The organism is Fibrobacter sp. UWB10 (assembly GCF_900182935.1).
GTDB classification, from domain to species: Bacteria; Fibrobacterota; Fibrobacteria; order Fibrobacterales; family Fibrobacteraceae; genus Fibrobacter; species Fibrobacter succinogenes_O.
This window is the reverse complement of sequence record NZ_FXUE01000004.1, coordinates 289,812-300,097: the sequence shown is the minus strand read 5'-3', so window position 1 is coordinate 300,097 and position 10,286 is coordinate 289,812. Positions and strand designations below refer to the sequence as shown.

Annotated in this window: 12 protein-coding genes and 1 pseudogene; 3 read left to right on the top strand and 10 right to left on the bottom strand. The window is 50.7% G+C overall.

Going from position 1 to position 10,286, the window contains the following annotated elements; all coding sequences use genetic code 11:
* From QOL41_RS11510 to QOL41_RS11495, 4 genes and pseudogenes are all read right to left on the bottom strand, one after another.
* Window positions 1-199 (bottom strand): hypothetical protein (locus QOL41_RS11510; protein ID WP_283429880.1); only part of this gene is annotated, 199 nt, incomplete at its 3' end.
* Window positions 200-210: 11 nt separating this feature from the next.
* Entirely contained in the window at window positions 211-1,728 is a 1,518-nt protein-coding gene (locus tag QOL41_RS11505) for an OmpA family protein (protein ID WP_283429879.1), read from the bottom strand.
* A 195-nt stretch (window positions 1,729-1,923) separates the two neighbouring features.
* Entirely contained in the window at window positions 1,924-2,124 is a 201-nt protein-coding gene (locus QOL41_RS11500) for a BF3379 family histone-like protein (protein ID WP_283429878.1), read from the bottom strand.
* A 129-nt stretch (window positions 2,125-2,253) separates the two neighbouring features.
* A pseudogene (locus QOL41_RS11495) lies at window positions 2,254-2,979 on the bottom strand (MqnA/MqnD/SBP family protein); the annotation flags it as partial.
* On the opposite strand from QOL41_RS11495, the gene QOL41_RS14280 reads away from it, so the two are divergent.
* Window positions 2,929-3,069 (top strand): hypothetical protein, encoded by a 141-nt coding sequence (locus tag QOL41_RS14280; RefSeq protein WP_502846885.1) that lies wholly within the window; start codon window positions 2,929-2,931, stop codon window positions 3,067-3,069. The pseudogene QOL41_RS11495 and the gene QOL41_RS14280 overlap by 51 nt on opposite strands.
* A gap of 65 nt (window positions 3,070-3,134) precedes the next feature.
* On the opposite strand, the gene QOL41_RS11490 is transcribed toward QOL41_RS14280, so the two are convergent.
* The 3 genes from QOL41_RS11490 to tyrS are packed head-to-tail and all read right to left on the bottom strand — an operon-like array spanning window position 3,135 to window position 5,969.
* Window positions 3,135-3,785 carry a phosphorylase family protein gene (locus QOL41_RS11490; RefSeq protein WP_283429876.1) on the bottom strand — a complete coding sequence of 217 codons (651 nt, stop codon included), beginning with the start codon at window positions 3,783-3,785 and terminating at the stop codon, window positions 3,135-3,137.
* Window positions 3,786-3,788: 3 nt separating this feature from the next.
* Window positions 3,789-4,745, bottom strand: a complete 957-nt coding sequence (locus QOL41_RS11485) for a 1-phosphofructokinase family hexose kinase (RefSeq protein ID WP_173653890.1) — start codon at window positions 4,743-4,745, stop codon at window positions 3,789-3,791.
* 6 nt (window positions 4,746-4,751) lie between these two features.
* A complete protein-coding gene (gene tyrS, locus QOL41_RS11480; protein ID WP_283429875.1) occupies window positions 4,752-5,969 on the bottom strand; it encodes a tyrosine--tRNA ligase in 1,218 nt (405 codons plus the stop codon).
* Window positions 5,970-6,175: 206 nt separating this feature from the next.
* Between tyrS and QOL41_RS11475 the strand changes: the two genes are divergently transcribed.
* On the top strand, window positions 6,176-6,793 hold the full coding sequence (locus QOL41_RS11475) for an autotransporter outer membrane beta-barrel domain-containing protein (protein WP_283429874.1): 618 nt from the start codon (window positions 6,176-6,178) through the stop codon (window positions 6,791-6,793).
* Between the two features lie 12 nt (window positions 6,794-6,805).
* On the opposite strand, the gene QOL41_RS11470 is transcribed toward QOL41_RS11475, so the two are convergent.
* The 3 genes from QOL41_RS11470 to rpsU form a co-directional block, all read right to left on the bottom strand.
* On the bottom strand, window positions 6,806-8,335 hold the full coding sequence (locus tag QOL41_RS11470) for a sigma-54 interaction domain-containing protein (protein ID WP_173653887.1): 1,530 nt from the start codon (window positions 8,333-8,335) through the stop codon (window positions 6,806-6,808).
* A 21-nt stretch (window positions 8,336-8,356) separates the two neighbouring features.
* Window positions 8,357-8,827: a GatB/YqeY domain-containing protein gene (locus QOL41_RS11465; protein WP_283429873.1), complete on the bottom strand. Its 471-nt coding sequence runs from the start codon at window positions 8,825-8,827 to the stop codon at window positions 8,357-8,359.
* Window positions 8,828-8,946: 119 nt separating this feature from the next.
* On the bottom strand, window positions 8,947-9,156 hold the full coding sequence (rpsU, locus tag QOL41_RS11460; protein ID WP_014546541.1) for a 30S ribosomal protein S21: 210 nt from the start codon (window positions 9,154-9,156) through the stop codon (window positions 8,947-8,949).
* A gap of 212 nt (window positions 9,157-9,368) precedes the next feature.
* Here rpsU and QOL41_RS11455 point away from each other — a divergent pair, with 212 nt between their 5' ends.
* Window positions 9,369-10,190 (top strand): SPOR domain-containing protein, encoded by an 822-nt coding sequence (locus QOL41_RS11455; protein WP_283429872.1) that lies wholly within the window; start codon window positions 9,369-9,371, stop codon window positions 10,188-10,190.
* Window positions 10,191-10,286: the final 96 nt, after the last annotated feature.

Genomic DNA, 10,286 nt, shown 5'->3' with positions numbered 1-10,286 from the left:
TGAAGAATGCCGCGCTGAATTCCAACTGGTCAGTTTCAGAAATTCCTGCGGGGTTCACATACATGGCAGTATTGCCACCAAATTCTGCAAACCAGTCATTCTGCTGATACTTATGCGGAGAATAAGTGGCTTCTGCAAACAAGGAAGTGCTGGCTACCGTGAGTCCAAGGACTGCTGTTTTAATAACACTAGTACGCATCACTTACTCCTTTACTTGATATCCGTACGGATAAACTCAATACGACGGTTCTGGGCACGACCTTCAGGGGTCTTGTTCGTGGCAACCGGTTGAGTGTCGCCCTTACCGCTCGTGACGATGCGGCTTTCATCGATGCCCTTTTCCACGAGGAAGTTCTTCACGGAAGCGGCACGGTCTGCAGAGAGCTGCAAGTTCGTTTCCTTTCTACCGACGTTGTCAGTGTGACCGACAATTTCGAAGGTTGCTTCAGTGAAGGTTTCCATAATGTCAACCACCTTCATGAGGGAGATGTAGGAATCCTGAGTAATCGTAGCCTTACCGGATTCGAAGTTCACACCTTCCAGCACGAAGACTTTCTTAGGCGGCTGCGGGACTTCGTCCGGGCAACCATCTTCGTCCTTATAGCTGTTCAGAGTTTCAGCCTGTTCCGGGCAGAGGTCAACACCCTTACAAACGTGAGCGAACGTTGCAAGCATACCCTTAGCTTCAACCCACGGGTCGCAGAGACCGTCACGGTCGTTGTCGGCATCCGGGCAGCCATCGTCATCCTGGTAGCCGTCAAAGTCTTCAGCTTCTTCGGGGCAGTTGTCGAGGCCGGTGCAGACGCTTGCATACTTGTCGGAAACGCCTTCTTCAGAAACCCACGGATCGCAAAGGCCATCGCCATCGGTATCCGGATTACGAGTTTCTTCGACAGCTTCTTCTTCCTTCACCAGTTCGGCAGAAGTCAGACCGATGTCAGCCTTACCCTTACCGCGCTTGAGCATCGGCGAGGTGGACTGGCAGTAGAAGTTCGGCTGCGACAGCGAAGGATTGATGAACTTCGGGTCGAGCGACACGTTCGTGCGGTTCACCTTGATGAACTGGTTGAACGGGTAGTAGTTCTTGTAGATGTTGTTGTATTCCACCTTCGTCTGGCCGGCAGCGGGGTCGGCGAACACACCGTAGTAGTGGTTTTCCATGAAGATGTTGTTACGGGCGGTCACGTTGGTCGGGCCCTTCAAAGCAAGGCCAGAGTAGCCGTTGCGGAGCACGACGTTGTGTTCGATGTAGGCATCGAGGGACTTAGCACCCCAAGCGAGGATGCCGGACCAGCGGTTGCCGTACACCACGTTATTGCGGAGATGCGGAAGCGAAATGAACGCACCGATACCCGTGGCGTGGTTGTCGAGCACATAGCAGTGGTGAATGTAAGGGGCAGCGTTTTCGCAAAGGATACCTTCGAGACCGTTCTTCACGGTGAAGTGCGACATTTCGGCGCCCGAAGTACCCATGACGGTCGGACCTCTACGGCCACCATCGATGATGGTCGTGTGGGGATCCTCGCCCTTAAGTACAACACCCATGATCAGGGTGATGTTTTCGTTATAAGTTCCGCGTTTGACAAGGATGGTATCCCCGGCGTCCGCATTACCGAGAGCATCTGCAATCTTCTGATAGTCGCCAGGAACATTGATATTCTTTGCCATGGCGGTTCCAGAAAGAAGCATCGCCCCGGCCGTGATTAAGACCAGTTTCTTTAGGGTCATACTGCTACGTTTCTCCAATCATAGAACACTTTGAAATTAAAACCTATACACCCGCCTAAAGGGCGAATGCAAAATTCAAGTGGGAATATACCTCTAAAAACGGCATTAGTCAAACGCTTTTCGCAAAAAATGCCAAAATAATTGAGAAAATGTCGATTAAATCGGTTCATCGAGGTATTACTAGCCCATTCGAGGTCAATCGGCGGCTGCCGGTTCGGCCTTTTCCTCTTCCTTTTTCGCGCCTTGAATAGACACGCGAATTTCTTGGCAGGTCTTCTTGATGTCCTGCAAAACCTTACGGGCACGGGTTCCCGCAGACTTGTTTCCGCGCTCGAACTTTTCGTACTCGCGCTTGAAGTTCTCGACTTCCAGTTCAAGATCGTTCACTAAGCTCATAAGCAAACTCCATATAAAGATATGCAGTATGGAAAATAAATTAAAGTTAAAGCCAAAATTTAGCCGTTTTGTAAAAAAAAGTTCAAAAAAGGGCAAAAATTGCCTTTTTTGCCAAAAATTAACACGATTTTAGACCTTGACAAGCTTCCAAAGAGCCCTCAAGGAGGCATTTCCCCGGTCTCCTACATTCTCGGAGAAATCATTTACGAACATTCTAATGTGTGCTTCCATGACACTCGGGTCATCAATTTGAGCCAACTTATCGATAAACGGGGTCACCAGATTTTCGCGTTTGCGAGCAATTTGAAGGCTTTTTCGGATCTCGTTTTCGACTTGGGAAATAACATTTATGCCAAGAGTTTTCTTTGCAACGGCAATTCCCAAGGGAATTGGCGTACCCGTATTTTCTTCCCAAAAAGCGCCTAAATCTTGCAACAGGAAAAGACCGTCACGTTTCCAGGTAAAGCGATGCTCGTGTATGACAACGCCTTGCACAGCCTCCTTGGAGCGCAGGGAACGATAAACCTGGTCAAAGAGGGCATATTCGATATTCAGCTCTGAACGGCCCGTTTTTTGGTGCCAAAATTTGAACAAAAGGGCCGCCGTGGTGTCTTTTCCAGGCAAAACAACCGGTTTTTCGGGGCAAAACGAGTTCCCGACAGACGAGAGCAAAAGGGGGCCGCAACCATAGCCAATGGCTCCCCCGCAATCTAGACATGCGTAATTTTGCTGGATTTTGGGATACACCTGAGCGCTCACCTTGGCAACATCAAGCTCTCCGCGCCCCACCATTTCGTTAAGCGTCTGCACGTCGGCAAAGTGGACATTCCATTCAAACGGGGAATTTTCGAGTCCCTGAACGAGGGCTTCGTAAATGTAAGTGTCGTTGGGGCAGGTGGAAATACCGAGAGAAAGACGCATAATAGTGTGAAGTGTGAAGTGTGAAGTGTGAGGTGTGAGGTGTGAGGTGTGGAGTGTGAGGTGTGGAATGGATTGTCAATCATTACTCACTACTCATTACTCATCACACATTTTTTTAGGGCGGCGAGGGCTTCGTTAAATTTCCAGGATTTACGGTCACGGGTGGTAGCCATATTGCTCACGGCTCGAATTTCAAAAACAGGCATGTTGTGGGCGATACAGGCCGAAATCCCGGCGGCCCCTTCCATATTTTCGATGTCCGCATTAAACATCTTGGCTCGTGCAAGCCCCATTTCTTCGGTACCCGTACAGCAATTGACCGTAAGCCCTACGGCAGATTTTAGCTTTTGCAAATGGGCAGGCGCGTGTTCTGCAGCAGTTGCGCGCACAGAACTTGGGAACGGAGAAAAGGAGCCGTCCTTTTCTTGGTAGCCCATATCCCCCACGCATTCGGAATCGACGCGCACGACATCGAGCACGTTGATTCCGCGGCCCGGATAGGCGCCACAGACGCCAAGAATTATGACCGCTGAAATTTCAATTTTCTGCTGTTTGACAGACGAAAGCAGATACGTCAAATTCGTCGCGAAATTCAGGATTCCAAGTCCTAAAATGCAAGCATATCCGCGGTTTCCGGAGAGTTTTATTAATTTGTCTGAAGCATTTTCATTCGCAAAGTTTGCATGTTCCGGGAAAAGGGATACAAATTCAGCCGGCGTTGCAAAAGCGAACAAATACACAGACTACTCCAGTTTTTCTACCGCATCGACAATCGTTGCTTCTAGTTCTGCAACGCGTTCGACCTTAATATTGCAGGGACGTTCCACTTCGCAGCGAGCAGAAGCAACTGCAGTTGCCTTAATGAGACACTGTTCAAAATCGAGGCCCATGGTGTCGGCGTAAAGCCAGCCGGCAAAGAACGAATCGCCCGCACCGATACGGTTGTTGACCTGTACCGTAGGCGGCAAGAGCTGTACGCCCTGAAACTTCTTTTCGACCAAGCGGAAGGCGCGAACAGGAGCGTCTTCGTCGGTGACAACGAGCGCCTTAATCGGCAAGCGTTCAAGCACTGCCGTAGCCGTCATTTTCCAGAACTGCGGGCTCGACATCACCTGCGGAATTCCCAAGCGAGAAAGAAGTTTGCAGTATTCCTTGATATTAATTTTCAGGAGTTCTACGCCCTTTTCAAGCCAGGAATCAATGCCTTCGATGGCATCGACATAAATCTTTTTGCCAGCAAAGTCAAGCGCGTTCAATTGCTCAATATTAAAGCCCTGCGGGAAGGTTCCACACAAAGCGACCCTTTGCGTGGAATTCCAGTAATCATTAATGGTCTGCAGGAAGTCGCCGTTTTCAATTTCAGAAAGAATCGGCGACGGTTCAATGAGCTCGGTCGAATTGCCTTCGCTCACAATGGTCGTGCAGATACGCGTGGGTTCCTTAATCCAGACGGGCGCCTGCTGTATTCCGTAAGCGGACATTTCATCGAAGATTTTAGGACCATGTTCCGAGCCCAAGAAATGCATCAGGAGCGGCGTTCCACCCAAAAGGTGAAGAACGAGCCCGCAGTTGATGCCCTTGCCCGAAGCATACTCTTCGATTTTGCCGATACGGTGCACCTCGCCCGGCGTAAACTTGTCCAAGAAGAACAAGCGCTGCCAAGCGGGATTGAGCCCGAGAATAAGGATTTCCTGCGACATGATAGCCTAGAAATTGACCTTGAAGAATTTACGCTTACCCACCTGGATAACCAGCTGGTCAGCGCCCTTGATTTCGATCTGGGACTGCGGATCGGCGAGCTTTTCGCCGGCAATCTTCACGCCGCCGTTCTGGACCATGCGGCGAGCTTCGCCCTTAGAGGCGAAGGCCTTGATTTCAACGAGCAGGTCCAAGGCACCGTAGGTGCCGGCCGCCACGCTGCATTCAGCAGCATCGCTCGGAATGGCATTACCGCTGTGAATTTCGCGTTCCTTGGCAGCGGCGGCCTCGGCGGCTTCTGCACCGTAGTACTGCGTCACGATATCGATAGCGAGACGATGCTTGGCATCGTTGGGGTTCATCTTGCCTGCGGCAATGTCGGCCATCATCTGCTTGATTTCTTCGAGCGGGATGTTGGTCAGAAGTTCGAACCAGTTTTCAACGATGCTATCGGCGAGGCTATAAATCTTGTGGTACATGACGTCGGCCGGTTCATTCAGGCCCACGTAGTTACCGATGGACTTGGACATCTTGACCTTGCCGTCGGTACCGAGGAGAATCGGCATGAAGAGACCAATCTGCGGTTCCATGCCTTCGAAAAGCTGCAAGTCGCGACCGCGAAGCACGTTGAACTTCTGGTCGGTGCCGCCGAGTTCCACGTCGCTATTGATAGCAACGGAATCATAGCCCTGCATCATGGGGTACATGAATTCGTGCAGGCTAATCGGCGTATTGGCTGCATAACGGTTATGGAAGTCTTCGCGTTCGAGCATCTGGGCTACAGTAAACTGGCCCATGAGTTCAGTCACCTTGCTGAACGGGAGTTTAGAGAACCATTCACCGTTGTAATGAATTTCCACCTGATCGCGGCGGACCACCTTGAAGAACTGTTCCTGGTATTCCTTTGCGTTTTCAAGAACCTGTTCATGACTGAGGCGCGGACGAGCCTTGTTACGACCGCTCGGGTCACCAATCTGAGCCGTGTAGTCACCCACGATGAGCACCACGGTATGGCCCAAGTCCTGGAACTGGCGGAGCTTGCGCATCACGACGGTATGACCGAAATGAACATCCGGAGCAGTCGGGTCAACACCCATTTTCACACGGAGAGGAACACCGGTATCGTAAGACTTCTGGAGTTTCTTTTCGAGTTCATCTTGCGGCACCACATCGATAACGCCGCGCATCAAAATTTCAAGCTGTTCTTTTACAGGACGGAATTGCATAGTTTTAGTTATTCGTTAATAGTTACGCCCTACGGGCTAGTTAATAGATGTTCACAGGTATAACGAACAACTAATCACTGAAAGCCCATGTAGTAGGAGTGGATTACCATACGATGATAAATATAGAAAATACCTCATAATGTCTTGATTGCATTGATTTGAGAACACGTTTTTCTATCTTTTTCACACCTTTTAAGGAAATCATTATGAAAAAATTGCTCATTCTTGTCGCCATAATGACATCTCTCAATTTTGCCGCATCCGAACCTAGGACGCACGACGGGGGGTTCTTAAGCATAGCCATAGGAATGGGCTACCAATCCATCGACTTCGTTCCTGATGACAGAGAAGAAGTAACCCATAACGTGGCAGGACTTGCGACCGATATTGATTTTAAACTTGGCGGAAAAGTTTCCTACAACACCCTTTTGCACCTAACACTCGCCGGTACAACGAAAACAGGAACCACCAACTATGGTGACGACCGTGATTATCAAAACATTAGAGTCAACATGGCGCTTTTTGGTTTGGGCGCCACACATTATTTTGAAAACAATATTTTCATCACAGCTTCATGCGGTATCAGTCAATTCCATGCCAATGATGATATAGCAGTATTCTCCGCAATCGTCCAAAGCAACACATCTCAGGACATCAACACCGGATTCGGCTTTCAAGTTGGCGGAGGAAAAGAATGGTGGGTAAGCGACAACTGGGGCATCGGCGCATCGGCAGCCCTTCTATATGGTTTTGCATCCAACCTTGCAGACGCAAGAGAATCATCCCTGGGTATAACACTAAGGCTTTCTGCCACTTGGAACTAAAAAGATTAAGCTTTATTTTCCGAAACCAGCGAGGTCTATGCCGAGCTGGTTTATTTTGTATGTAAGAATACGCGGAGTCGTGGAAAGACTGCGGGCGGCAGCGGCAACTTTGCCCTTGGAACTTTTCAGGGCGTCGCAGATGATATCGCGTTCGTAAGCTTCTACCATGCGCTTGAGGTTTCCATTCACGGGGGTGCCGCTCGTTTCGGCGGTCTGGAGTGTGGTCGGGAAATGGTGCGGGTAGATGACATCTTCGTCGGCCACAAGGACGGCGCGTTCAATTCCATTTTCGAGTTCGCGCACATTTCCGGGCCACGGATAGCTCATGAGCATATTGATGGTCGTGCGTGCGAGGCGGCGCACATTCTTGCCCACAATACGGCAGTAATGTTCAACGAAGTGGTCCGCCAGGAGCACGATGTCGGTTTTGCGGTTGCGAAGTGGCGGCACGTAAATCGGGAAAATATGCAACTGGTAGTATAAGTCTTCGCGGAAGGTTCCTTCTTCGACCATCTGTTGCAAGTTCTTGGTGGTGGCCGCAATCACGCGCACGTTCACCTTCTTTGCAATGCGGGCGCCAATGCGTTCGACTTCGCCGTTCTGCATTAAACGCAAAAGCTTTACCTGAAGGTTCGGTGAAAGTTCGCCCACTTCGTCAAGGAAGAGCGTGCCGCCTTCGGCCTGTTCTACGCGGCCAGGCGTTTCGGCAAATACGCCCACCAAGGCTCCGCGCACACTACCGAACAATTCACGGTCCAGCACCGATTCCGGCATGGAGGCGCAATGGACGCGGACGAACGGGCCCATGTTGCGGTCAGAACGGTAATGGATAGCCTCAGCCACGAGCCCCTTACCCGTACCCACCTCGCCCACAATAAGAGCGGGCAGGGGGCTTTTTGACACTTGGTCAATCTGCGCGTACACGCGCTGCATCTCGCTCGAACGTCCGATGATATTATCGGGCTGGAAACGGTCCTTAAGTTCAAGCGTGAGTCGTTCGTTTTCAGCTTTTAGAAGTTCGTTTTCTTCGCGGGCTTCACGACGAAGCTTCACAGCCGCCGCAAGCATCTGAGCAATAATTTCGAGCAGACGGAGCTTTTCAGGAAGTTCATCTTCAACCGGATTCTGGACGTCGGCACTGAAGGCGCCAATCACCTGGTGTTCCATAATCACAGGCACGCAAAGGAAGGCCTTGTCTTCGGTCTTACCGCGCCCTGTTCTGTCCAAGAAGTCCGGGTCTTTTGCAACGGAAGGAATGATAATCGGCTTACCGGTTTCCACAACACGGCCGGTAATACCTTCGCCCACTTTATAGCGGCCCTTACGCGCCTGACGGCTTGAAAGGCCTTCTGCAATTTCAATGGAGATTTCGCCAGTATGGCGGTTGTACAAGGTGAGGGTTGCATGTTCCACGCCCATCGTGGATTCCACCACTTCCAAAATCGGGTGCGCGACGCTTTCGAAATCAAGCGTTTGGTTCAAAATGGAGCTGATCTTGTAGAGCAGCTCCAATTCAAGGATTTTGGATTGCGAGGTGGGCATGGTGGCCTACCTTATAGTCAATTACTTGAGAGCTTCTTGCACGAGAGCGGAAGCACGCTTGGCGTCGAAACGGCCCTTGACCTTCGGGGAAAGTTCCTTCATGATCTTGCCCATGTCCTTGGGGCTAGAAGCACCGGTCGCGGCCTTGATTTCTGCAATGAGAGCCTTGACTTCGTCTTCGGTCATTTCGGCAGGCATGTACTTGCGGTACAGAGCGATGACAGCTTCTTCGGCCGGAATCTTGTCCATGAAGCCACCCTTCGTGAGGATGTCGATAGCTTCTTGCTTCTGCTTAACGCTACGAGCAAGAACGTCGACACACATTTCGTCGGTGATGGTTTCTTCAATCTGGGCCGGAGTGGCACCATTCTTCATGGCTTCGTTCTTGATGTCGGAATGGAGGGTACGGAGCGTTCCGAGAGTTTCGGAATCGTGCGCCTTCATGGCGGCCTTGATATCGTCTTTAATCTTAGTCAGCAATGCACTGCTCATGTTCTACCCTTGGCGGATTACGCCCCGCTCCTGGCATTTAGGTTTTAGCTCTAGAAACACGCAACGAGCCACCGGTCTTAGACCGACGACTCATTACAAAATCGATGCCTTATTAGCGACTAGTAGAGACGCTTACGGTTCTGGTCAGCGATTTCTTTCAAGCGCTTGCGACGAGCAGCAGTTTCGATGCGCTTCTTTTCTTCAGAAGGCTTTTCGAAGCGCTGACGCTTCTTGACATCGGAAATGATGCCATTCTTTTCGCAGGACTTGGTGAAACGCTTGAGAGCGCGTTCAAAAGGTTCGTTGGACTTAACAATTACGCCGATCACGATTATCCTTTGGTTAAATTAGAAATTCGTTTTTGGATAGCCAAATATATTTAATTGACGGAATTTCGTCAAGGGTATATTAAAAAGGCCCTTTTAAGGCGATTTTTGATATTTTTTTACATTATAACTTGCGGTTTATCAAAGACTTATGTATATTTTTGTTATTAAAGACCACTTACGTTGTCTTGTTTTTCGAAAAAGTGGAGAATTGGATGAAAAAATCGATCTTATCTCTAAGCGCCCTTGCTCTTGCAGGCTCCCTGCTCGTTGCTTGCAATGAAGAAGAAGAACTGGTTCCGAAGATGGAACCGGCAGCCAAGCCTGCAGAACAGGCCGCCCCTGCCGAACAGGCCACAGCTGAACAGCCGAAGGCCGAAGAACCGGAACTTGTCCCCATCCAGTCCCTTTCTGGCAACACGGAAGCTTCTGAAGCACCGGCTGAAGAAGCCCCGAGTTCTTTCGTTCCTGCAGCCGCTGGCAGCATCCAGCCGCTTTCCAAGGGCGAATACGTGGTCCAGGTGAGCATTCAGTCCTCCAAGAGAGCTGCTGATGGCATCGTAAAGAAACTCGCTGAAAACAACGTGAAGGCATACATTGCCGAAGTTGAAAACCCGGGCGAACTCGAAGGTACCTACTACCGCATTCGCGTGGGCTATTTCGAATCTAGCGCAAACGCCCAGGAATACGGCAAGCAGATTCTTACTCCGCTTAACTTTGCTTGGTGGGTAGACAAGAGCAAGAACGACGACGTGGGCAACCCCGGCGGCGACGACGATTACTACTCTAACAACAACTACTCTACTTCTAACACTTACAGCGAACCGGAACCCGCACCTGAGCCTGAACCGGCACCTGCTCCGGCTCCCGCACCTGAACCCGAACCGGCTCCTGCGCCGGCTCCTGCGCCTGCTCCGGCCCCAGCCCCGGCACCTGAGCCTGAACCTGAACCAGCTCCCGCTCCGGCACCTGAACCCGCACCGGAACCGGCTCCTGCAGCACCTGCAGCCTCCGACAACTTCGACGATTGGGAATAAGCCGCGAAAACATGGATATCAAAAAAACTCCGCTTTTAGGCGGAGTTTTTTTGTCGTTTAGCTCAGGATGACGCGGAGCCAGCCCTGAGCTTGTCG

Bases quoted from the DNA above. Each gene is read 5' to 3' on its own strand.
- QOL41_RS11470 (WP_173653887.1), bottom strand. From the start codon at position 8,335: ATGCCCACCTCGCAATCCAAAATCCTTGAATTGGAGCTGCTCTACAAG.
- QOL41_RS11465 (WP_283429873.1), bottom strand. From the start codon at position 8,827: ATGAGCAGTGCATTGCTGACTAAGATTAAAGACGATATCAAGGCCGCC.
- QOL41_RS11455 (WP_283429872.1), top strand. From the start codon at position 9,369: ATGAAAAAATCGATCTTATCTCTAAGCGCCCTTGCTCTTGCAGGCTCC.
- QOL41_RS11485 (WP_173653890.1), bottom strand. From the start codon at position 4,745: ATGTCGCAGGAAATCCTTATTCTCGGGCTCAATCCCGCTTGGCAGCGC.
- QOL41_RS11505 (WP_283429879.1), bottom strand. From the start codon at position 1,728: ATGACCCTAAAGAAACTGGTCTTAATCACGGCCGGGGCGATGCTTCTT.
- QOL41_RS11475 (WP_283429874.1), top strand. From the start codon at position 6,176: ATGAAAAAATTGCTCATTCTTGTCGCCATAATGACATCTCTCAATTTT.
- tyrS (WP_283429875.1), bottom strand. From the start codon at position 5,969: ATGCAATTCCGTCCTGTAAAAGAACAGCTTGAAATTTTGATGCGCGGC.
- QOL41_RS11500 (WP_283429878.1), bottom strand. From the start codon at position 2,124: ATGAGCTTAGTGAACGATCTTGAACTGGAAGTCGAGAACTTCAAGCGC.